Below are 22,320 nucleotides of genomic sequence, written 5' to 3' on the forward strand. Positions count from 1 at the left end.
AAGAGCACGTGGTGGATGCCTTGGCAATGATAGGCGACGAAGGACGTGATAGCCTGCGATAAGCTTCGGGGAGCTGGCAAATTAGCTTTGATCCGGAGATTTCCGAATGGGGAAACCCACCGAAAGGTATCGCATGATGAATACATAGTCATGCGAGGCGAACCGGGTGAACTGAAACATCTCAGTAGCTCGAGGAAAAGACATCAACCGAGATTCCGAAAGTAGTGGCGAGCGAAATCGGAGAAGCCTGTTAGTGATAGCACAAGACATAACGGAACAGCTTGGAAAGGCTGGCCATAGCGGGTGATAGCCCCGTACGTGAAATGACCTGTGTGGTACTGAGCTAACGACAAGTAGGGCGGGACACGAGAAATCCTGTCTGAATATGGGGGGACCATCCTCCAAGGCTAAATACTCATCATTGACCGATAGTGAACTAGTACCGTGAGGGAAAGGCGAAAAGAACCCCGGGAGGGGAGTGAAATAGATCCTGAAACCGCGTGCTTACAAAAAGTAGGAGCCTCGTAAGGGGTGACTGCGTACCTTTTGTATAATGGGTCAGCGACTTACATTCAGTGGCAAGGTTAACCGAATAGGGAAGCCGTAGAGAAATCGAGTCCGAATAGGGCGATCAGTCGCTGGGTGTAGACCCGAAACCAAGTGATCTATCCATGGCCAGGATGAAGGTGCCGTAACAGGTACTGGAGGTCCGAACCGACTAGTGTTGCAAAACTAGCGGATGAGCTGTGGATAGGGGTGAAAGGCTAAACAAACTTGGAAATAGCTGGTTCTCTCCGAAAACTATTTAGGTAGTGCCTCAAGTATTACCATCGGGGGTAGAGCACTGTTTTGGCTAGGGGGTCATGGCGACTTACCAAACCAAGGCAAACTCCGAATACCGATGAGTACAGCTTGGGAGACAGAGCACCGGGTGCTAACGTCCGGACTCAAGAGGGAAACAACCCAGACCGCCAGCTAAGGTCCCTAAAATTGGCTAAGTGGGAAACGAAGTGGGAAGGCTAAAACAGTCAGGATGTTGGCTTAGAAGCAGCCATCATTTAAAGAAAGCGTAATAGCTCACTGATCGAGTCGTCCTGCGCGGAAGATGTAACGGGGCTAAGCCAGTTACCGAAGCTGCGGATTTGCAATTTATTGCAAGTGGTAGGAGAGCGTTCTGTAAGCCTGTGAAGGTGCGTTGTAAAGCGTGCTGGAGGTATCAGAAGTGCGAATGCTGACATGAGTAGCGTTAAAGGGGGTGAAAAGCCCCCTCGCCGTAAGCGCAAGGTTTTCTACGCAACGTTCATCGGCGTAGAGTGAGTCGGCCCCTAAGGCGAGGCAGAGATGCGTAGCTGATGGGAAACAGGTCAATATTCCTGTACCGATATATAGTGCGATGTGGGGACGGATCTTAATAGGTCATCCGGGTGTTGGATATCCCGGTTTAGTTGGATGTAGGCGTGCATTAGGCAAATCCGGTGCACATATACCGAGGCCAACGATCGAGCCAGCTTGCTGGTGAAGTGACTGAACGAGGTTCCAGGAAAAGCCACTAAGCTTCAGCTATATACGACCGTACCGCAAACCGACACTGGTGCGCGAGATGAGTATTCTAAGGCGCTTGAGAGAACTCAGGAGAAGGAACTCGGCAAATTGACACCGTAACTTCGGAAGAAGGTGTGCCCTATTAGTGTGAAGTGAACAACGGAGCATGAATGGGTTGCAAAAAATCGGTGGCTGCGACTGTTTATTAAAAACACAGCACTCTGCAAACACGAAAGTGGACGTATAGGGTGTGACGCCTGCCCGGTGCTGGAAGATTAAATGATGGGGTGCAAGCTCTTGATTGAAGTCCCAGTAAACGGCGGCCGTAACTATAACGGTCCTAAGGTAGCGAAATTCCTTGTCGGGTAAGTTCCGACCTGCACGAATGGCGTAACGATGGCCACACTGTCTCCTCCTGAGACTCAGCGAAGTTGAAATGTTTGTGATGATGCAATCTCCCCGCGGAAAGACGGAAAGACCCCATGAACCTTTACTGTAGCTTTGTATTGGACTTTGAACAGATCTGTGTAGGATAGGTGGGAGGCTTTGAAGCAGGGTCGCTAGATCTTGTGGAGCCAACGTTGAAATACCACCCTGGTGTGTTTGAGGTTCTAACCTAGGTCCATTATCTGGATCGGGGACAGTGCATGGTAGGCAGTTTGACTGGGGCGGTCTCCTCCCAAAGCGTAACGGAGGAGTTCGAAGGTACGCTAGTTACGGTCGGACATCGTGACGATAGTGCAATGGCATAAGCGTGCTTAACTGCGAGACTGACAAGTCGAGCAGATGCGAAAGCAGGACATAGTGATCCGGTGGTTCTGTATGGAAGGGCCATCGCTCAACGGATAAAAGGTACTCTGGGGATAACAGGCTGATACCGCCCAAGAGTTCATATCGACGGCGGTGTTTGGCACCTCGATGTCGGCTCATCTCATCCTGGGGCTGTAGCCGGTCCCAAGGGTATGGCTGTTCGCCATTTAAAGAGGTACGTGAGCTGGGTTTAAAACGTCGTGAGACAGTTTGGTCCCTATCTTCCGTGGGCGCTGCAGATTTGAGGAAGCCTGCTCCTAGTACGAGAGGACCGGAGTGGACACACCTCTGGTGTATCGGTTGTCACGCCAGTGGCATTGCCGAGTAGCTAAGTGTGGAAGAGATAACCGCTGAAAGCATCTAAGCGGGAAACTCGTTTCAAGATGAGATCTGCCGGGGCCTTGAGCCCCCTAAAGAGTCGTTCAAGACCAGGACGTTGATAGGTCAGGTGTGGAAGCGCAGTAATGCGTTAAGCTAACTGATACTAATTGCTCGTGCGGCTTGACCCTATAACTTTGATCAGTCTGATCAAGGTGTTATGCCAAGTTGACGCATTCAAAACAATTCGCCAAAGCTGATTCCAAACTCTATGAATTCGTTTGATTGATCGCGTGATCAGTCAGACAACCCTTTATGCCTGATGACCATAGCGACGTGGTACCACTCCTTCCCATCCCGAACAGGACAGTGAAACGCGTCAGCGCCGATGATAGTGCGGGTTCCCGTGTGAAAGTAGGTCATCGTCAGGCTCTTACAGCCCAGAAACCCCCAGTCAGAAATGACTGGGGGTTTTTGCTTTGGGAATTTGCAAATATTCAAATGCGCAGAAACAAAAAAAGCCCGATGAATCCATCGGGCTTTTTTGTTGGCGCAACCAGTGTGATTAGGCCGCCAGGCGCTGCTCAATAGCAGCCTTGGTTTCCGGCAATTCCGTCGGCAGATGGTGCTCCAACTGCTTGAACAGTTCCGCGTGCAGCTTCAACTCAGCTTGCCAAGCTGCCTTGTCAATACTGGTCACAGTGGCGAATTGTTCGGCGCTGAAGTTCAAGCCCGTCCAGTTCAGATCCTCATAGCGCGGGCTCACACCGGTGATGTGTTCCACACCTTCGGTCTTGTTGCCTTCGACGCGGTCGATCATCCACTTCAGCACGCGCATGTTCTCGCCGTAGCCTGGCCAGACAAACTTGCCGTCGGCACCCTTGCGGAACCAGTTGGTCGTGTAGATCTTCGGCAGCTTGGCGCCCGAGGCTTCCAGCTTCTTGCCGAGATTGAGCCAGTGCTGGAAATAGTCGCTCATGTTGTAGCCCATGAACGGCAGCATCGCGAACGGATCGCGGCGCACCACGCCTTGCTGGCCGGCGGCGGCGGCAGTGGTCTCTGAACCCATGGTCGCAGCCATATAGACGCCTTCAACCCAATTGCGGGCTTCGGTCACCAGCGGCACGGTGGTCGAGCGCCGACCGCCGAAGATGAAGGCGTCGATTGCCACGCCCTTCGGGTCGTCCCAAGCGTCGTCGAGCGCGGGGTTGTTCGTGGCCGCCACGGTAAAACGGGAGTTCGGGTGAGCAGCCTTGGTGCCGGTTTCCCTGGCGATCTGCGGCGTCCAGTCATTGCCTTGCCAGTCGGTCAGATGCTCGGGCAGGGTCTTGGTGTCCTGCTCCATGCCTTCCCACCACACGTCGCCGTCATCGGTGAGTGCCACGTTCGTGAAGATCACGTCGTGGTGCAGGCTGTCCATGCAGTTCGGATTGGTCAGCATGTTGGTGCCGGGCGCCACGCCGAAGTAACCCGCCTCCGGGTTGATGGCGTACAGGCGGCCGTCCTTGCCGGGCTTGATCCAGGCGATGTCGTCGCCGATGGTCGTGACCTTCCAGCCTTCGAAGCCGGCAGGCGGCACCAGCATCGAGAAGTTGGTCTTGCCGCAAGCGCTGGGGAATGCAGCTGCCACGTGGTACTTCTTGCCTTCGGGACTCGTCACGCCCAGGATGAGCATGTGCTCGGCCAGCCAGCCTTCGTCGCGGCCCATGTTGGAAGCGATGCGAAGCGCGAAGCACTTCTTGCCCAGCAGCGCGTTGCCGCCGTAGCCGGAGCCATAACTCCAGATCTCGCGCGTCTCGGGGTAGTGAACGATGTACTTGGTCTTGTTGCAGGGCCAGACCACGTCTTTCTGGCCGGCTTCGAGCGGCGCACCCACGGTGTGCACGCAAGGCACGAAGTCGCCGTCGGCGCCCAGCACCTCGTACACGGCCTTGCCCATGCGGGTCATGATGCGCATGTTGACGGCCACATAAGGCGAGTCGGACAGTTCGATGCCAATGTGGGCAATCGGCGAGCCCAGCGGGCCCATGCTGAACGGCACGACGTACATCGTGCGGCCCTTCATGCAGCCGTCGAACAGGGGCTGCAGCGTCGCCCGCATTTCAGCCGGTGCCATCCAGTTGTTAGTGGGGCCGGCGTTTTCCTTTTCCGCGGAGCAGATGAAGGTGCGGTCTTCGACGCGCGCCACGTCGCTCGGGTCGGACACCGCGAGGAACGAATTGGGGCGCTTGGCGGGGTTGAGCTTCTTGAAGGTGCCGGCGTCGACCAGTTGCTGGCAGAGGCGGTCGTATTCTTCCTTGCTCCCGTCGCACCAGTGGATGGCTTCGGGTTTGCACAGCGCGGCCATGTCGGCCACCCAGGCAATCAGTTTCGCGTTCTTGACGTATGAGGGCGCCTGAATGTTGAGGCCCTGCATCGTGGGTGCGTTCATCGGAAAATCTCCTAAGTTGAAAAATCGTCTTTCCGAACGGGGCGCTGTGCCTGCTCAGGCACGGAGGTCCGTTTGAGAAAACGTTTCGCTTCGGGAGATTGCGTCAGTGCGGGCCGCACCGCCCGCAGACAAAGGCGACAGTGCCTGTCAGCGTCAGGCCAAGAAGACCGCGATCGATGCCAGAAGCAGCATCAGCACGCCGCCGGCCAGCGGAAGTACCAGCGGCATCAGGTGAACGACCGATTCGACAGCGTCTTTTTCGACAGCGGCAGCGTGGCTCGGCTCGACGGGAGTAGGGTTGGACATCGGGAAATTCCTCGAAGGCTCAATTGACAAACTGATAGCATTTTACCGGCGGGTAGCCCAGGGCCGGTCTAGGGGGATGCGAGCCCCTGAATCAGGCTTGTCGGGGTTGATCTTGCGGCTCAATGCTGCTCTTCGGCTTCGAAGCCCGCATCCTTCAGCGCGGCCAGCACGCTGGCCAGATGGGCCCGCCCGCGCGTCTGCAGCACCAGCTCGACGTCGACGTTCTGTGCCGCCAGCATCGTGAAGGCGCGTTGATGGTGAACCTCGTCGACGTTAGCGCCCGCTTCGGCCACAGTGGCCGTAATCTGCGCCAATGAGCCCGGCACATCGCGTGCGCTGACACGCACTCGGGCCAGCCGCCCAGCCCGCACCATGCCCCGCTCGATGATGGCCGCTAGCAGCAGTGGATCGATGTTGCCGCCTGACAGAACCAGCCCCACGCGCTTGCCCTTGAAGCGTTCGGGGTGCCGGATCAGCGCCGCCAGCCCCGCCGCGCCCGCGCCTTCGACCAGCGTCTTCTCGATTTCGAGCAGCATCAGCACGCCTTGCTCGATGTCGCCTTCGTCCACCAGCAGCAGGTCGTCGACCTTGCTCGCGATGATTTCCTGCGTCAGCACACCGGGCGTGCCGACCGCAATGCCTTCGGCGATCGTGCTCTTGCCCTGCACGTGGTGCGTGCCCTTGATGGCGTTGACCATCGCCGGAAAGCGCGTGGTCTGCACACCGACGATCTCGATGCCCGGCTTGCGCTCGCGCGCGGCGACCGCCATGCCCGCGATCAGCCCGCCGCCGCCCACCGCCACCACCAGCGTGTCCAGGTCGGGTACGGCGTCGAGCATCTCGAGCGCCACCGTGCCCTGGCCCGCGATGATCGCCTCGTCGTCGTAGGGATGCACGAAGGTCAGCCCTTCGCGCTGTGCAAGCTCGAAAGCGTGGGTCCGCGCCGCCTCCAGCGTGTCGCCGTGCAGCACCACCTCGGCGCCGAAGCCGCGCGTGCGTTCGATCTTCACACCGGGCGTGAAGCGCGGCATCACGATCAGTGCGCGCAATCCGAGGCGCTGCGCGTGATAGGCCACACCCTGCGCATGGTTGCCGGCAGACATGGCGATCACTCCGCGTGTACCGTTCTGGGAAAGATCGACCAGCTTGTTGCACGCCCCCCGCTCCTTGAACGAGGATGTGAACTGCAGGTTCTCGAATTTCAGGAACACCTGAGCGCCGACGATTTCCGACAGGGTGCGCGATTCGACACACGGCGTGTTGAGCACCTGGCCTTGCAGGCGCGCTGCGGCGCGCTCGATTTCCTGGATTCCGATCATGGCGCGCATTGTGGCTGGAATCGCACCATCAGGGTTTTTCCCGTTTACTGGTCTTCCCGAAGCTAAAAGTCTGCGTTATGGTCGCTCCGAGATTGAGATTGTCCTCGTTGGAGGTTGCCTGATGGCCAAGCGTGCGGGTGTCGATGTAGTGGCTGCTGCGGTACGCGGGCAGGCATTGCCGTCGCCCGGCCTCAAGGAGGCGCCGGTGCTCGAGCTCATGTGCTCGCACTTCGTGCTCACGCTCGCGGCCAAGCAGGGGCCGCGTTTCAATGTGCGGCGCGATATCAACGGCCTCCTGTCGCTCACGGGGCGGCACCTGGTGTGGCCCGCGGCGGTGCTGCAGCGGCTGCGCGAATTCCTCGGACGCCGCTGCGCGGGCAACGAAGCATGGAAGGGCGTCGAAGACTTCGACGGCCGCACGCTGCTGGAACGCCACGGCGTGTGGCGCGGCCCGTATGAAGAGGGCACGCTCTTCTTCTACCTCGACGAATACGCCAAGGACCAGCCGAAGGACCTGCTCTCGGTGCTGGCCGTCACGCGCGACTGGCTCACGCACGCATTGCGCAAGCAGTCGACGCTGGTTGAGAAGAACATCGATGCGCTCGCAGGCCTGCTGCAGCTCAACAAGGCCGAGCGCGCGCTGCTGCTCTACGGCACGCTTGCGCGCTACCAGCGTGACCTGCGCTCGCTGCTGGTCGAGTTCAAGGTCAACAACGCACCCGAGGCCTATGCCGCCATCGCCGACATCGCGGGCGTGAATGCAAGCGAAGTGGGCGAGGCGCTGCGCGCGGGCTCGCGGCTCGAACGCATCGGGCTCGTCGAGAACCTCATCTCCGAGCACAACATCACCGACCTTGCAGACCTCATGAAGGTCAGCGAGAAGCTGCCACCCGTGCTCATGCGCGAGTACCGCGACCACAACGAGTTGATGGCCGTGTTCACGCGGCCTTCGGCCAAGAGCGCGCTCACGCCGCACGACTTCTCGTTCGTGCAGGAAGACGCGCAGATGCTCGTCACGCTGCTGCGAGCGGCGGTCGCGCGCAAGGAGCCCGGCGTCAACGTGCTGCTCTACGGCCCGCCCGGCACCGGCAAGACCGAACTCGCGAAGGTCGTCGCGCAGGCGGCCGGACTCGAGCTCTTCGAAGTCGAGTACGCCGACCGCGACGGCAACTCGCTGAGCGGCCGCGACCGCTACCGCTCGCTGCAGATCGCGCAGGTGTTCCTCAAGGGCAGCGCGCAGGCCGCACTGCTGTTCGACGAAGTCGAAGACGTCTTCCCGCCCATCAGCACCGAGGCCGCACAGTTCATGGCGCGCGCCGAGCAGATTCCGGCTCCCACCAGCGGCAGCGTCAGCGGCAAAGCCTGGGTCAACCAGATCCTCGAAGCCAACCCCGTGCCCACGCTGTGGGTCACCAACCGCATCGAGCAGATCGACCCGGCCTTCCGCCGCCGCTTCGCCTATCACCTCGAGCTCAAGTCGCCGCCGCCCGGCGCGCGCGAGCAGCTCGTGAAGAAAACGCTCGAGGGTGTGGTCGTGTCCGAGGCTTTCACTGCCAAGCTGGCCGAGCGCAAGGGCCTCACGCCCGCGCAGATCCGCACTGCAGTGCGCTTCGCAGGGCTCGCGCGAACCGACGACGCGTCGATGGAAGCGCTCATAGAGCGCCAGCTGCGCAACGCCGACCTGGCTCTGGGTACGCTCGACAGCGGCCGCGGCGAGCGCCGCAGCGTCACCACCTACGACCTCGACATGCTCAACGTCGAGACCCGCTTCGAGATCCCGCGCATCGTCGAGGCATTGAAGGCGCGCGGCCACGGCACGCTGTGCTTCTACGGCGCACCAGGCACCGGCAAGACCGCGCTGGCCGAACACATCGCCAAGGCCGTCGGCCGCCCGCTCATCGTCAAGCAGGCCAGCGACCTGATGAGCAAGTACGTCGGCGAAACCGAGCAGAACATGGCCGCCATGTTCCGCGAGGCCGAGAATGAAAAGGCCGTGCTGCTGCTCGACGAGGCCGACAGCTTCCTGCAGGACCGGCGCGGCGCGCAGCGCACCTACGAGGTCACCGAGGTCAACGAGATGCTGCAGGGCATGGAGCGCTTCAACGGCGTCTTCATCTGCACCACCAACCTGCTCGACCGGCTCGACCAGGCAGCGCTGCGGCGCTTCACCTTCAAGATCAAGTTCATGCCGCTCACCGCCACGCAGCGGGAGCGCATGTTCATCACCGAGGCGCTCGCCGGCGACGCCGCACTCATGACGAGCGCCATGCGCTCGCGGCTGGCACCGCTGACGCAACTGTGCCCGGGGGATTTCGCGGCGGTGAAACGACAGGTCGATATCCTCGCGGCGGAGTTTTCCGCGACCGAGTTTCTCGACCAGCTCGAAGCCGAGCATCGCATCAAGCCTGAAGTGCGCGAATCGCGCGGCATGGGCTTCCTGCAGTAGCCGGCTTCATTGGCAGCAGCCGGACGAAGAAGACGGTGCTGTGAGGAAGAACAAGGAGGAACACATGGGCTCTCGCAAGGTCGAAGACGCGCGGCAACTGCCGCCTCCTGGCACATGGGCTGCGGCAGCAGCAAGCGCTGCGCTCGCCGTGGCCTGCCTGCTGGCGGGCTGTGGGGGCGGCGGTGGAGGAGGAGGCGGCGGTGGGTTGCCGATCGGCCTGGTGCCCGGCACCACCACACCGCCGCCCGCCAGTGGCGGTGACGGCGGCAGCGGCATCGTCGCCTCGGCCACGGTCGCCGGCCTGTGCGCCGCGCCGCGCAACGGCATCAACCCCGACACCGGCACGGCCTACCCCGACCACAGCGGCACGCTCGACAACGAGAAAAGCTGGGTGCGCGGCTGGATCGACGAAACCTACCTCTGGTACGGCGAGGTGCCGACCACCCTCAAGGCCGCCGACTACGCCACGCCGATCACCTGGTTCAACGTGCTCAAGACCACGGCCACCACGAACTCCGGCCGCGCCAAGGACCGCTTTCACTTCACGTACGACACCGAGGTGTACCGCCAGCTGTCGCAGGGCGGCGTGTCGGCCGGCTACGGAATGGAAACGGCGTCGGTGCGCAGCTCGCCGCCGCGCGACATCCGCATTGCCTTCGTCGAGCCGAATTCGCCCGCCACCACGGCGGGCCTGCAGCGCGGCGCGAAGATCCTCACGATCGACGGCATCAATGTCGTCAGCAGCACAGGCACCGCCAACGTCAACGCGATCAACGCGGCCCTGTCGCCCAAGGCCATTGGCGAATCGCACACCTTCACCTTCGAGGTGGGGGGCACGGCGCAGCCTGCCGTGCAGCTGACGGCGGCCAAGATCACCAGCACGCCGGTGCAGAACGTCCAGGTCATCGACACCGGCAGCGGCCGCGTCGGCTACCTGCTGTTCAACGACCACATCACGACCTCCGAGGCGCAGCTCATCTCCGCGGTGAACACCTTCAAGCAGGGCGCCGGCATCCAGGACCTCGTGCTCGACATGCGCTACAACGGCGGCGGCCAGCTGCTCATTGCCAGCCGGCTGGCCTACATGATCTCGTCGCCGTCAGTGACCGCGGGCAAGACCTTCGAGCAACTTGCCTTCAACGACAAGAACCCGTTCCACCTGACAGTCGCGCAGACCCTCACGCCCTTCACCGCCACCAGCCGCAGCGGTCAGGCCCTGCCCACGCTCGGCCTCTCGCGCGTCACCGTCCTGACCGGCCCAGACACGTGCTCGGCGAGCGAGTCTGTCGTCAACAGCCTGCGCGGCGTGGGCGTCACCGTCAACCTTGTCGGCGGCACCACCTGCGGCAAGCCCTACGGCTTCTATCCGCAGGACAACTGCGGCACCACCTACTTCGCGATCCAGTTCAAGGGCGTGAACCAGCAGGGCTACGGCGACTACGGCGACGGCTTCACGCCCAACCCCGGCTGCACCGTGGCCGACGACTTCAGCCATCAGCTTGGCGATAAAGACGAGGCGCGGCTGTCCGCGGCGCTCACGCTGCGCAGCACCGGCGCCTGCCCGGCCGGGTCGGCCAAGTCCGCCGCCTCGGGCCTGGAGAAGACAGAGCAGGCCGATGTGGAGCAACCCTACATGCCGGGCCGCTCGCCGCTGCGCGAGAACCGCCTGATCGACCCCCAGCCCAACCCGGGCTGACCCCTCTCCCCGCTCCCGCGGAAAACCCCTAGGCCATGGCGCTTGCCACACCCGTGGCTCGCCATTTAGAGTCGGCAAACGTTTGCGCAAAGCTTTGCGCAAACGTTTGTATTTCAGTGGTATTCGGTGTCGAAGCCTGAAAACCAAATTCCTAGTTTCAGGAGAAGAAGATGCGCAAATGGATCGGGGCGATGTTCTTCGCCGTCATCACGGTGTTGGCGGGCTGCGGCGGAGGTGGCGATGGAGGCGGCGGCATCGGCCTCGGTCCGGGCTTCGGTGGCGGCGGATCGGGCGGCTCCACCAGCGCGCAGAAGATCATCATCGACAGCGACTACAACACCATGAGCGACGACGGCCAGCTCGGCGTCATGGCCGCGCAGCTGCAGGCCACGGGCCAGGTGCAGGTCATGGGCATCAGCGTGGTCTCGGGCAACCAGTGGCTCAAGCAGGGCGTGTCCGACGCGCTGATGTCGGTGGAGCGGCTCGGGGTGGGCGGCAACATCGGCATCTACGTGGGTGCGAACTACGCGCTCAACCACACCTTCGCCGACGTGGAAGCCGAAATGGCCGCCGGCGCTGGCGGCGACGGCTACCTCGGCGCCTGGGGCGGCCCCGAACCCAAGACCGACGCCGACCTCAAGCCCTCGCCCGACGGCTTCGCCCAGCACACCGTGGTGCAGCGCAAGAGCGCGGTCGACTTCATCGTCGACACCGTGAAGGCCAACCCGAACGAGATCACCATCCTCGCCATTGGCCCGCTCACCAACATCGCGCTCGCGGTGAAGCAGAACCCAGAGATCGTTCCGCTCATCAAGAAGATCATCTACATGGGCGGCGCCATCGACGTGCCGGGCAACACCACCAAGGCTGCCGAGTTCAACTGGTGGTTCGACCCCGACGCCGCGCAGTTCGTGGTGCGGCTGCCGATCCCGCAGGTGGTGGTGCCGCTGGACGTGACCGACACCGTTTTCCTCACCAAGCCCATCTACGACCGCATCGCGCACGCCGCCAAGCCCACGGCCGTGACCGACGTGTTCCAGAAGCTCAACGGCTACGGCTTCGACGGCAAGAACGGCTTCGAGACCAACCCGAACTACACGCAGAACATCTGGGACACCCTCACGCTGGCCTACCTGATCGACCCGAGCTACGCCACGCAGACCGTGGACCGCTACGTCGACGTGATCGCCAAGCCCGGTACCGCCAACAACGGCCAGTCCATCGGCTACACCTCGCAGCCTGCGGGGGCGACGCTGCAGAAGATGACGGTGGTGAAGAAGTTCGACAACGCGCGCTTCTTCGAGCTGTACGTCGACCTGCTGACGCGGCCGGTGCCGATCACGCTGCCCCCGACAGCGAACTGAGCGCCATAAGCCGCGCTTATCCAAACGCAACCGGGAGACACGTTCCCAACAGGCATTGCTCTTCGGATACTCGCCCACGTCCGCAACCCCGCGGACGCACAACGAATCCGACAGAGACAACGCAGTGCCCCTCTCCGCCATCACCGCTATCGACAGCCACGCCCATGTCTTCGTGCGCGGCCTGCCCCTGGCGGAGATGCGCCGGCATGCGCCCGACTACGACGCCACGCTGGCTGAGTACCTCGCCTTGCTCGATGCGCACGGCGTCTCGCACGGCGTGCTGGTGCAGCCCAGCTTCCTCGGCACCGACAACCGCTTCCTGGTTGATGCGCTGTGCGCCAGCCCCGCTCGCCTGCGCGGTGTCGCGGTGGTCGATCCGCGGGTGGACGACGCCACGCTGCAGGCGATGGCCGACGCCGGCGTCGTCGGCATCCGCCTCAACATCGTGGGCATGCCGCTGCCCGACTTCTTGCGGCCGGACTGGCAGCGGCTTTTCGCCCGCGTGCATGCGCTGGGCTGGCATGTGGAGCTGCATCGCGAATCGCGCGACCTGCCGCTGGCCGCACGGGCCGTGCTCGACGCCGGATGCGCGCTGGTCGTGGACCACTTCGGCCGCCCCGCGTCGGCGCCTGCCATCGCTGACGAAGGCTTCGCCTGGCTGCTTGCCGCCGCGGCCTGCGAGCGCATCTGGGTCAAGCTGTCGGCCGCCTACCGGAACTGGCCCGTGGCCACCGCAGCCACGGCCGCGCACGACGCCGCACAGGCACTGCTGAAGTCCTTCGGCCCCGAACGCCTCGTGTGGGGCAGCGACTGGCCGCACACGCAGCACCGCGAGATCGCCGATTTCGCCACCGCACACGCGGCTCTGGCCGACTGGGTGCCCGACGCCGCTGTGCGCCGCCGCATCCTGGTCGACACGCCGGCCCGCTTGTTCAAGTTCAATACAGGAGACATCGACCAATGACCAACGAAATCTCTCGCGCGCGCCTGCTGCGCGCCATTCCCCTTGCCCTCGCGGGCGCAGCCCTGCTGATGGGCGGCGTCAGCGCGCAGGCCCAGGCGTGGCCGGCCAAGCCCGTGCGGCTGGTCGTGAGCTATCCGCCCGGCGGCACGGTCGACGCCGTGGCGCGCATCGTTGCGCCCAAGCTGTCGGCGAAGCTGGGTCAGCCGGTGGTGATCGACAACCGCGGCGGTGCCGGCGGCGCCATCGGAGGCGACCTGGTCGCCAAGAGTTCGCCCGACGGCTACACCGTGCTGCTCGACGCCTCCAATCACGCGCAGAACCCCGCGCTGCGCAAGATGCCCTTCGACACGCTGCGCGAACTGGCGCCGGTGTCCCTGCTGGTGAAGGTGCCCAACGTGCTGGTGGTGAATCCGTCGGCACCGATGAAGAACGTGGCCGACCTGATCGCGCAGGCCAAGGCGAAGCCGGGCGGCATCAACTACGCCTCGTCGGGCAACGGCTCGGCGCAGCATCTGGCGGGCGAACTGTTCGCCTCGATGGCTGGCGTCCAGATGACGCACGTGGCCTACAAGGGCGGCGGCCCCGCGCTAACCGACGTGATGTCGGGGCACGTGCCTGTGTTCTTTGCCAGCATGGCTTCGAGCCTGCCCTTCATCCAGAGCGGCAAGCTGCGCGCGCTGGCGGTGACCGGCAAGGCGCATGCGCCCGCCTTGCCTCAGTTGCCCACGGTGGCGCAGGCCGGCCTGCCCGGCTACGAGGTCTACGAATGGAATGCGGTGTTCGTGCCCGCCGGCACGCCCGCGCCGGTGGTGGAGCGGCTTTCGAAGGAACTGGCGGCCACGCTCAAGGACCCGGAGGTGCGCGGCCGGCTCGAAGCATTGGGCGCCGAGGTGATCGGCTCCAGCCCCGCCGAGCTCGACGGCTTCCGCCGTGCCGAGATCACCAAGTGGACCAAGCTCGCCAAGGACAACAAGATCCAGATGGATTGATCGGGGCCGTGCCTCAGCCGCGCAGCATGGCGGCGAAGGTGTCCGCGAAGGTCGGCCGCGAGCGCGCCAGCCACAGAGCCGAAAGCTCGAAGGCCGGCAGCCCCGCGCCATCGCGCACTTCGGCATAGCGCACGCCCTCGTGCTGCAGTGCGCGCACCGAGCGCGGCAGCAGCGACCAGCCCAGCCCCGCAGCCACGCAGGCCAGCACCGTCAGCGTGCGGTTGGCGTCGTGCACCACGCGCGTCTCGTGGCCGGCGCGGCGCAGCGCGCCCAGCAGATGCGCGCGCAGGGCGGGTATCTGCTGCTCCGGAAACCACACCAGCCCGTGCCGCGCGATGTCGGCGAGCGACACGCAGCCGTCGTCGTCCAGTGGCCAGGCGGCGGGCAGCGCGGCGATCATCGGCTCCTCGCCCAGCCGCAGCTCGTGCACCCGGGCCGTGACTGACACCGGCGGATGCAGCAGCGCGATGTCGATGCGCCCGCCTTCCAGCGCCGCCACCTGCTCGGCATTGCTCATCTCGCGCAGCACCACGTCGAGCTGCGGATGCTCGACGCGCAGCTGGCGCAGCGCGTTCGGCAGCACCTGGTAGACCGCATGCGTCACGAAGCCGATCGTGAGCCGGCCTGCGCGTCCGGCGCCTATCGCGCGGGCGCGCTCTGCGGCCGTGTCGCCATAGGCAAGGCTGGCGCGCAGGTCGTCGATGACGGCCAGGCCCGCGTCGGTGAGCGTGGCCCCGCGGCGCGAGCGCGTGAAGAGCGGTGTGCCGAGCTCCTTTTCGAGCCGGTTCAGCGTTTGCGTGAGCGCTGGCTGCGCCAGGCCCAGCCGCTCGGCCGCCTTCGTGAGGCTGCCCGCCTCGGCGATCGCGACCACGCAGCGCATCTGGCGGGTGTCCAATGCGGTTCCCCTCGAAGATGCTCTGGCGTCAGAAGGCTTCGCAGACGCGAAGCACCTCGCTGCCGTAGGCCTCGAGCTTCTTGGTGCCGATCCCGCTGATGCCCTGCAGGTCTTCGAGCGTCGCGGGCGCGCGCTCGGCAATGGCTGCCAGCGTGGCGTCGTGGAAGATCACGTAGGCCGGCAGGTTGTGCTCCTTCGCCACCTCGGCGCGCCAGGCCTTGAGCGCATCGAAGCGCTTCTTGCCCATGTCGTCGAGCTTGGCTGCGGCCGGCGATGGCGCGCCCTTGGCGACCTTCTCGCGCCGGGGCTTGCGCTCGGCCGGTGACGAAACCGACTCGCGCAGCGTCACGCTCGCCTCGCCCTTGAGCACCGCGCGCGAGCCTTCCGTGAGCTTCAGCGTGTTGAACGCCTCCGCGTCCACCGCCAGCGCACCGGTGGCAATCAGCTGGCGCAGCACGCCGCGCAGCGCCACCTCGCTGAACTCCGCGCCAATGCCGAAGGTGCTGACGCGCTCATGGCCGAACTGCTTGACCTTCTCGGTCGGCTTGCCGCGCAGAATGTCCATGATGTGCCCTGCGCCGAAGCTGATGCCGCTCAACTGCTGCACGCGGTAGATGGTGCTCAGCAGCTTGCGCGCGGCATCGGTGCCGTCCCACACCTGCGGCGGGTTCAGGCAGTTGTCGCAGTTGCCGCAGGGTGTGCTCTTCTCGCCGAAGTAGCCCAGGAGGCGCACGCGCCGGCAGTCGCTCGCCTCGGCCAGCGAGAGCAGCGCATCGAGCTTGCCGCGCATCACCTGCTTGAACTCTTCGCCTGCCGGACTCTCGTCGATCATGCGGCGCTGGTTGACCACGTCTTGCAGGCCGTAGGCCATCCAGGCGTCGGCGGGGCCGCCGTCGCGGCCCGCGCGGCCGGTTTCCTGGTAGTAGCCCTCGATGTTCTTAGGCATGTCGAGGTGGCCGACGAAGCGCACGTCGGGTTTGTCGATGCCCATGCCGAAGGCGATGGTCGCGACCATCACGATGCCTTCCTCGCGCAGGAAGCGGTCCTGGTGCTTCTGTCGCACCGCCGCATCGAGGCCCGCGTGGTACGGCAGCGCGTTGATGCCCGCGTCGCGCAGCGTCACGGCCACGTCTTCCACCCGCTTGCGCGACTGGCAATAGACCACGCCCGCATCGCCTTCGTGTTCGCGCTCGATGAAGCGCAGCAGCTGCGTGGTGGCGTCTTTCTTCTCGACGATGGTGTAGCGGATGTTCGGCCGGTCGAAGCTGGAGACGAACTGGCGCGCGTCCTCCAGCTGCAGCCGCTCGACGATGTCGGCGCGCGTCAGGTCGTCGGCCGTGGCTGTGAGCGCGATGCGCGGCACGCCCGCGTAGCGCTCGTGCAGCACAGTCAGCGCGCGGTACTCGGGGCGGAAGTCGTGGCCCCACTGGCTTACGCAATGCGCCTCGTCGATGGCGAAGAGAGAAAGCTTGCCGCGCTCCTTCAGCGAATCGAGCTGCGACAGAAAGCGCGGCGTGTTCACGCGCTCGGGCGCCGCGTACAGCAGCGTGATCTCGCCGCGCAGCATGCGGCGCTCCACGTCCTGCGTCTGCTCCCAATCGAGCGTCGAGTTGAGAAAGGCCGCGCTCACCCCGGCCTCGTGCAGCGCGCCCACCTGGTCGTGCATCAGTGCGATCAGCGGCGACACCACGATTGCCACGCCGCGCCCCGCACGCTGCCGCGCGATGGCGGGAATCTGATAGCACAGCGACTTGCCGCCACCCGTGGGCATCAGCACCAGCGCATCGCCGCCGCCCACCACGTGATCGACGATGTCCTGCTGGGCCCCCCGGAACTGCGCATAGCCGAAGACCTCGTGGAGGATGTCAGAAGGGGCGCTGCTGCCGGAGACGTCGATGGGGTGGGGAGCGAGAGAGGACACAGGCAGCGAGCGATGGGAGGTCGGAAAGGAGGCGCAGAGGGCAAAAGGGGGCGGGCCGTCGATTGTCCCCCAGCCCCGTCGATATGACTGTGGCACGAGGTTTGCGATGGTCATCCCCGTCCCGCGGCCTCCCTTGTCTAGACAGCAAAGCGGTGCATTTCCCAAGGAAGTGCACCAAAAATGACCTTTCGGGTTATCCTGTATATACAAGTTGGGGCGCTTGGCAACAATGCGAGGCGTGCGTTACCCGGCCATCGGGCCCGCCGCCGAGCCTTTTCCAAAGAAACAGACCCAGGAGTACCCATGGTCAAGAAGACGGTAGTTGTGAAAGTCGCTTCGCTGCTTGCAGCAGGTGCGTGTGCAGCGGGCATGGCCGGAACGGCCGCCGCCCAGGACATGACGAAGATCGCGCTCGGCATGTCGGGCTGGACCGGCTTCGCGCCGCTCTCGCTGGCCGACAAGGCCGGCATCTTCAAGAAGAACGGGCTCGACGTCGAACTCAAGATGATCCCGCAGAAGGACCGCCACCTGGCCCTCGCTTCCGGCGCCATTCAGTGCGCGGCCACCACGGTCGAGACGCACGTGGCCTGGAACGCCAACGGCGTGCCCATCGTGCAGATCTTCCAGATGGACAAGTCCTACGGCGCCGACGGCCTCGCGGTGCGCGGCGACATCACCAAGTTCTCCGACCTCAAGGGCAAGACCATCGGCGTCGACGCCCCCGGCACCGCGCCTTACTTCGGCCTGGCCTGGATGCTCAACAAGAACGGCATGACGCTGAAGGACGTGAAGACCACCACGCTGTCGCCGCAGGCCTCGGCCCAGGCTTTCGTGGCCGGCCAGAACGACGCCGCCATGACCTATGAGCCATACCTCTCGACCGTGCGCGCGAACCCCGCCGCCGGCAAGATCCTGGCCACCACCCTCGACTACCCGATGGTGATGGACACCGTCGGCTGCGCGCCCACCTGGCTCAAGGCCAACGCCAAGGCCGCCGCCGCGCTCACCAAGTCGTACTTCGAGGCGCTCGACATGATCAAGGCCGAGCCGGAGAAGTCGAACGAGCTCATGGGCTCGGCCGTGAAGCAGAGCGGCGAGCAGTTCGCCAAGTCGTCGGCCTTCCTGCGCTGGCAGGACAAGGCCGCCAACCAGAAGTTCTTCGCGGGCGAACTCACCAGCTTCATGAAGGAAGCCGCGCCCATCCTTCTGGAAGCCGGCGTGATCCGCAAGGCGCCTGAAGATTTCGCCGCGACCTTCGATGCAAGCTTCGTCAAGTAAGACCATGTCGCAAATGCCGTCTGCCGCGGTGGCCGCGGCGCCTGCCCCCAGGCCTGCAGCGGCGCCGGTCGTCGCGCCTGCGCGCCGCCGCGCGTTCGCACCGCTCGAACCCATCGGCACGCGTGCGCGCGTGCTGCTGGGGCTCGCGTTCTTCGTCGTCTTCGTGCTCGTGTGGGCCATTGCCACGCTCGGCGGCTTCGTGCCGCCGACCTTCCTTGCAAGCCCGCCGACCATGGTCAAGGAGGGCTGGCTGCTCTTCACCGAGTACGGCTTCATCGGCGACATCGGCATGACTGTGTGGCGCGTGTTCGGCGGCTTCCTGCTGGCGGCGGTGTTCGCTGTGCCGCTGGGCATTGCCATGGGCACCTGGAAGACCGTCGAAGCCTTCTTCGAGCCCTTCGTCTCGTTTTGCCGCTACCTGCCGGCCTCGGCCTTCATTCCGCTGCTGATCCTGTGGGCGGGCCTGGGCGAGATGCAGAAGCTGCTGGTGATCTTCATCGGCTCGTTCTTCCAGATCGTGCTGATGGTGGCCGTTACCGTGGGCGGCGCGCGGCGCGACCTCGTCGAGGCCGCCTACACGCTGGGCGCCAACAGCCGCGGCATCGTGGCGCGCGTGCTCATTCCGGGCGCCGCGCCGGGCATCGCCGAAACGCTGCGCCTCGTGCTGGGCTGGGCGTGGACGTACGTGATCGTGGCGGAGCTGATCGGCTCTTCGTCGGGCATCGGCCACATGATCACCGACAGCCAGGCGCTCTTGAACACCGGCCAGATCATCTTCGGGATCATCGTGATCGGCGTCATCGGGCTCCTTTCCGACTTCGCCTTCAAGGCATTGAACCGCCGTCTGTTTGCATGGGCCGCACTGTGACGAAGAACCAACTTTCCATCCAGGGCGTGTCGCGCGTCTTCACCGGCACCAAGGGGCAACGCACGCAAGCGCTGCAGCCCATCGACTTCGAGGTGAAGGAAAATGACTTCGTCACCATCCTCGGCCCCTCGGGCTGCGGCAAGTCGACGCTGCTGCGCATCGTGGCGGGGCTCGACTTTCCGACCACTGGCCAGGTGCTGCTCGACGGCGAGCGCATCGATGGCCCGGGCGCCGACCGCGGCGTGGTGTTCCAGAGCTACACGCTGTTCCCGTGGCTCACGGTGGCGCAGAACATCCGCTTCGGCCTGCGCGAGCGCGGCATGAGCGAGGCCGACCAGAAGGAGCGCAGCGAGTTCTTCATCGCCAAGGTAGGCCTGCGCGGCTTCGAGAACCACTTTCCGAAGCAGCTCTCGGGCGGCATGCAGCAGCGCACGGCCATTGCGCGCGCGCTGGCCAACGACCCCAAGATGCTGCTGCTCGACGAGCCCTTCGGCGCGCTCGACAACCAGACCCGCGTGCTGATGCAGGAGTTGCTGCTCGGCATCTGGGAGTCGGCGCAGAAGACGGTGCTGTTCGTCACGCACGACATCGACGAGGCGATCTTCATGGCCAACCGCGTGGCGGTGTTCAGCGCGCGGCCGGGGCGCATCAAGACCGAGATCGCGGTCGACTTTCCGCATCCGCGCAGCTACACCATCAAGACCTCGCCGGAATTCATGGACATCAAGGCGCGCCTGACGGAAGAAATTCGCGCCGAGTCGATGGCAGCGGCGGAGCATTGACCGAAACGATGAAACGCGACCTGCCGACCCTCGCGCTCTACGCGCAAGTCAAGGATCACATCTCCCGCAAGATCCAGGACGGCACGTGGCCGCCCGGCCACCGCCTGCCTTCGGAGCACGAGCTGGTGGCGCAGTTCGGCATGGCCCGCATGACGGTGAACCGCGCGCTGCGCGAGCTGGTGGAGCAGGGCCGCATCGTGCGCGTGGCCGGCGTCGGCAGCTTCGTGGCCGAGAACAAGCCGCAGTCCACGCTGCTGCAGATCGCCAACATCGCCAGCGAAATCCGCCAGCGCGGGCACGACTACCGCTGCGAAATGATCGAGGTCGAGCGCATCGCCGCCTCGCCAGACGTGGCTGCGTGGCTCGACCTGCGCGCGGGCGACTCGGTGTTCCACAGCGCCTGCCTGCACCTGGAGAACGAAACGCCGGTGCAGCTCGAAGAGCGCTACGTCAACCCGCAGGTCGTGCCCGACTACCTCGAGCAGGACTTCACCGCCATGCCGCCCAGCGAGTACCTGGTGCGCAACGTGCCCTTCGACCAGATCGAACACGTCGTCGATGCCGTGCTGCCCAACCTGGAACAGGCGCAGAGGCTCGCGATGGCGCCCACCGACCCCTGCCTGCTGCTGACGCGCCGCACGTGGATACGCAACACGCCCGTGACCTGGGTGCGCTGCCTGCATCCCGCTTCACGCTACAGCCTGGGCAGCCGTTTCAAAGCCGACGGCAACCCGAGCTTCGGCTAGTTTTTTCGTCTTCAGAGACCTACGTTTTCTCTCGCAACTACTTGTATAGACAGGTTCACATGCCAAGCAATCACACCGCCACTCCAGATGCCACTTTGACCCTCATGCCCGGCAAGGTCGATCTAGCGATGCTGCGACGCATCCAGGCCGGCGGCGTGCAACTTGCGCTCGATCCGTCGGTGCGCGACGGCATGCTTCGCGCCGAAGCCGCCGTGCGCCACATCGTCGAGAACGACCAGGTCGTCTACGGCATCAACACCGGCTTCGGCAAGCTCGCCAGCACGCGTATCGGCAACGACCACCTGGCCGAGCTGCAGCGCAACCTGGTGCTGTCGCACAGCGTGGGCACGGGCGAGCCGCTGGCCGCGCCCGTCGTGCGCATGATCCTCGCGACCAAGGCCGTGAGCCTGGCGCGCGGCCATTCGGGCGTGCGGCCCGCGCTGGTCGATGCGCTGCTGGCCCTGTTCAACGCGGGCGTCACGCCGAGCATTCCGTGCAAGGGCTCGGTCGGCGCTTCCGGCGACCTCGCGCCGCTCGCGCACATGGCCTGCGTGCTGATCGGCGAAGGCCAGGCGACCCTGGCCGATGGCAAGGTTGTCGGCGGCGCCGAGGCGATGCGCAGCATCGGCCTCGAACCCTTCGTGCTCGGCCCCAAGGAAGGCCTCGCGCTGCTCAACGGCACGCAGGTGTCGACCGCGCTCGCGCTCTTCGGCCTGTTCGGCGCGGAAGACGTGTTCGCCTCTTCGCTGATGTCGGGCGCGCTGTCGCTCGAAGCCATCCAGGGTTCGATCAAGCCTTTCGACGCACGCATCCACGCCGCGCGCGGCCAGCTCGGCCAGATTGCCGTGGCGGGCGCGGTGCGCACGCTGCTCGAAGGCAGCGAGATCGTTCCCTCGCACGCCGACTGCGGCCGCGTGCAAGACCCGTACTCGGTGCGCTGCATCCCGCAGGTGATGGGCGCCTGCCTCGACAACCTCGCGCACGCCGCGCGCGTGCTGGTCATCGAGGCCAATGCCGCGTCGGACAACCCGCTGGTGTTCGTCGACACCGGCGAGGTGATCTCGGGCGGCAACTTCCACGCCGAACCCGTTGCCTTTGCAGCTGACATCATTGCGCTGGCCATCAGCGAAGTCGGCGCGATTGCCGAACGCCGCATCGCGTTGCTGCTCGACACGGGCCTGTCGGGCCTGCCGCCGTTCCTGGTGCGCGACGGTGGCCTCAACTCCGGTTTCATGATCGCGCAGGTAACGGCGGCGGCATTGGCTTCGGAAAACAAGTCGCTCGCGCACCCCGCCAGCGTCGACAGCCTGCCGACCTCGGCCAACCAGGAAGACCACGTCTCGATGGCCACCTTCGCGGGCCGACGCCTGGCTGACATGGTCAACAACACGGCCGTGGTCGTCGGCATCGAAGCCATGGCCGCCGCCCAAGGCATCGAACTCAAGCGCAAGCTCAAGAGCTCGCCGCTGGTCGAAGCCGAATTCGCCAGCATCCGCCAGAAGGTCGCTTTCCTCGAACGCGATCGTTATCTCGCCCCCGACATCGAAGCCATGCGCCAGTGGGCGCTGAAGGCCGAGCTGCCGGCCGCGCTGCTCGACATCCTGCCCAGTCACTCGTAAAAACACCCCGATTAGGAGAACCACGC

General features: G+C 64.4%; 15 protein-coding genes and 2 rRNA genes (1 of these 17 only partly in view). 12 read left to right on the top strand and 5 right to left on the bottom strand.

The window, feature by feature from the left end:
- Together ACN9MV_RS00935 and rrf are read left to right on the top strand one after the other, a co-directional pair.
- A 23S ribosomal RNA gene (locus tag ACN9MV_RS00935) occupies positions 1-2,861 on the top strand; it begins 12 nt to the left of the window's first position.
- Between the two features lie 127 nt (positions 2,862-2,988).
- Positions 2,989-3,101: ribosomal RNA gene (gene rrf, locus ACN9MV_RS00940) — 5S ribosomal RNA — on the top strand.
- 134 nt (positions 3,102-3,235) lie between these two features.
- Here the strand turns inward: rrf and ACN9MV_RS00945 are convergent.
- The 3 genes from ACN9MV_RS00945 to ACN9MV_RS00955 all read right to left on the bottom strand — a co-directional run bounded on the left by ACN9MV_RS00945 (position 3,236) and on the right by ACN9MV_RS00955 (position 6,726).
- Positions 3,236-5,101, bottom strand: a complete 1,866-nt coding sequence (locus ACN9MV_RS00945) for a phosphoenolpyruvate carboxykinase (GTP) (RefSeq protein ID WP_426391036.1) — start codon at positions 5,099-5,101, stop codon at positions 3,236-3,238.
- Between the two features lie 153 nt (positions 5,102-5,254).
- Complete coding sequence (locus ACN9MV_RS00950) at positions 5,255-5,407, bottom strand: hypothetical protein (RefSeq protein WP_177142503.1); 153 nt, start codon at positions 5,405-5,407, stop codon at positions 5,255-5,257.
- A 119-nt stretch (positions 5,408-5,526) separates the two neighbouring features.
- Positions 5,527-6,726 (bottom strand): threonine ammonia-lyase, encoded by a 1,200-nt coding sequence (locus tag ACN9MV_RS00955; RefSeq protein WP_176929023.1) that lies wholly within the window; start codon positions 6,724-6,726, stop codon positions 5,527-5,529.
- Positions 6,727-6,847: 121 nt separating this feature from the next.
- On the opposite strand from ACN9MV_RS00955, the gene ACN9MV_RS00960 reads away from it, so the two are divergent.
- The 5 genes from ACN9MV_RS00960 (at position 6,848) to ACN9MV_RS00980 (ending at position 14,185) form a co-directional block, all read left to right on the top strand.
- On the top strand, positions 6,848-9,172 hold the full coding sequence (locus ACN9MV_RS00960) for an ATP-binding protein (protein WP_093059216.1): 2,325 nt from the start codon (positions 6,848-6,850) through the stop codon (positions 9,170-9,172).
- Positions 9,173-9,236: 64 nt separating this feature from the next.
- Positions 9,237-10,868, top strand: a complete 1,632-nt coding sequence (locus tag ACN9MV_RS00965) for a S41 family peptidase (RefSeq protein WP_426391037.1) — start codon at positions 9,237-9,239, stop codon at positions 10,866-10,868.
- A gap of 170 nt (positions 10,869-11,038) precedes the next feature.
- Positions 11,039-12,232 (top strand): nucleoside hydrolase, encoded by a 1,194-nt coding sequence (locus ACN9MV_RS00970; RefSeq protein ID WP_426391038.1) that lies wholly within the window; start codon positions 11,039-11,041, stop codon positions 12,230-12,232.
- A 124-nt stretch (positions 12,233-12,356) separates the two neighbouring features.
- Positions 12,357-13,196, top strand: a complete 840-nt coding sequence (locus ACN9MV_RS00975; RefSeq protein ID WP_426391039.1) for an amidohydrolase family protein — start codon at positions 12,357-12,359, stop codon at positions 13,194-13,196.
- Positions 13,193-14,185, top strand: a complete 993-nt coding sequence (locus ACN9MV_RS00980; protein ID WP_093081798.1) for a tripartite tricarboxylate transporter substrate binding protein — start codon at positions 13,193-13,195, stop codon at positions 14,183-14,185. Before ACN9MV_RS00975 ends, ACN9MV_RS00980 begins: the two co-directional genes overlap by 4 nt.
- Positions 14,186-14,198: 13 nt before the next feature.
- On the opposite strand, the gene ACN9MV_RS00985 is transcribed toward ACN9MV_RS00980, so the two are convergent.
- The gene (locus tag ACN9MV_RS00985; RefSeq protein ID WP_426391040.1) at positions 14,199-15,080 is read right to left on the bottom strand and encodes a LysR family transcriptional regulator; all 882 of its coding nucleotides are present in this window, start codon (positions 15,078-15,080) and stop codon (positions 14,199-14,201) included.
- A gap of 28 nt (positions 15,081-15,108) precedes the next feature.
- Positions 15,109-17,001 (bottom strand): DNA helicase RecQ, encoded by a 1,893-nt coding sequence (gene recQ / locus ACN9MV_RS00990; RefSeq protein ID WP_354339326.1) that lies wholly within the window; start codon positions 16,999-17,001, stop codon positions 15,109-15,111.
- Between the two features lie 303 nt (positions 17,002-17,304).
- On the opposite strand from recQ, the gene ACN9MV_RS00995 reads away from it, so the two are divergent.
- Genes ACN9MV_RS00995 through hutH form a run of 5 tightly spaced genes read left to right on the top strand, consistent with a single transcriptional unit; the run spans position 17,305 to position 22,294 of the window.
- Positions 17,305-18,279 (top strand): ABC transporter substrate-binding protein, encoded by a 975-nt coding sequence (locus ACN9MV_RS00995; protein WP_093059227.1) that lies wholly within the window; start codon positions 17,305-17,307, stop codon positions 18,277-18,279.
- Between the two features lie 13 nt (positions 18,280-18,292).
- Complete coding sequence (locus ACN9MV_RS01000; RefSeq protein ID WP_093059309.1) at positions 18,293-19,147, top strand: ABC transporter permease; 855 nt, start codon at positions 18,293-18,295, stop codon at positions 19,145-19,147.
- Positions 19,132-19,929 carry an ABC transporter ATP-binding protein gene (locus tag ACN9MV_RS01005; protein ID WP_093059229.1) on the top strand — a complete coding sequence of 266 codons (798 nt, stop codon included), beginning with the start codon at positions 19,132-19,134 and terminating at the stop codon, positions 19,927-19,929. Before ACN9MV_RS01000 ends, ACN9MV_RS01005 begins: the two co-directional genes overlap by 16 nt.
- Before the next feature lie 8 nt (positions 19,930-19,937).
- Entirely contained in the window at positions 19,938-20,675 is a 738-nt protein-coding gene (gene hutC, locus ACN9MV_RS01010; protein ID WP_093081817.1) for a histidine utilization repressor, read from the top strand.
- A 59-nt stretch (positions 20,676-20,734) separates the two neighbouring features.
- On the top strand, positions 20,735-22,294 hold the full coding sequence (gene hutH / locus ACN9MV_RS01015; protein WP_426391041.1) for a histidine ammonia-lyase: 1,560 nt from the start codon (positions 20,735-20,737) through the stop codon (positions 22,292-22,294).
- Positions 22,295-22,320 lie beyond the last annotated feature (26 nt).

This window comes from Variovorax sp. R-27 (genome assembly GCF_049913215.1).
In the GTDB taxonomy this organism is placed as follows: domain Bacteria; phylum Pseudomonadota; class Gammaproteobacteria; order Burkholderiales; family Burkholderiaceae_C; genus Variovorax.

What these genes read in the sequence shown, in the direction of transcription:
- ACN9MV_RS00945 (WP_426391036.1), bottom strand. Translation starts at nt 5,101, where the DNA reads ATGAACGCACCCACGATGCAGGGCCTCAACATTCAGGCGCCCTCATAC.
- ACN9MV_RS00950 (WP_177142503.1), bottom strand. Translation starts at nt 5,407, where the DNA reads ATGTCCAACCCTACTCCCGTCGAGCCGAGCCACGCTGCCGCTGTCGAA.
- ACN9MV_RS00955 (WP_176929023.1), bottom strand. Translation starts at nt 6,726, where the DNA reads ATGATCGGAATCCAGGAAATCGAGCGCGCCGCAGCGCGCCTGCAAGGC.
- ACN9MV_RS00960 (WP_093059216.1), top strand. Translation starts at nt 6,848, where the DNA reads ATGGCCAAGCGTGCGGGTGTCGATGTAGTGGCTGCTGCGGTACGCGGG.
- ACN9MV_RS00965 (WP_426391037.1), top strand. Translation starts at nt 9,237, where the DNA reads ATGGGCTCTCGCAAGGTCGAAGACGCGCGGCAACTGCCGCCTCCTGGC.
- ACN9MV_RS00970 (WP_426391038.1), top strand. Translation starts at nt 11,039, where the DNA reads ATGCGCAAATGGATCGGGGCGATGTTCTTCGCCGTCATCACGGTGTTG.
- ACN9MV_RS00980 (WP_093081798.1), top strand. Translation starts at nt 13,193, where the DNA reads ATGACCAACGAAATCTCTCGCGCGCGCCTGCTGCGCGCCATTCCCCTT.
- ACN9MV_RS00995 (WP_093059227.1), top strand. Translation starts at nt 17,305, where the DNA reads ATGGTCAAGAAGACGGTAGTTGTGAAAGTCGCTTCGCTGCTTGCAGCA.
- ACN9MV_RS01000 (WP_093059309.1), top strand. Translation starts at nt 18,293, where the DNA reads ATGCCGTCTGCCGCGGTGGCCGCGGCGCCTGCCCCCAGGCCTGCAGCG.
- ACN9MV_RS01005 (WP_093059229.1), top strand. Translation starts at nt 19,132, where the DNA reads ATGGGCCGCACTGTGACGAAGAACCAACTTTCCATCCAGGGCGTGTCG.
- hutC (WP_093081817.1), top strand. Translation starts at nt 19,938, where the DNA reads ATGAAACGCGACCTGCCGACCCTCGCGCTCTACGCGCAAGTCAAGGAT.
- hutH (WP_426391041.1), top strand. Translation starts at nt 20,735, where the DNA reads ATGCCAAGCAATCACACCGCCACTCCAGATGCCACTTTGACCCTCATG.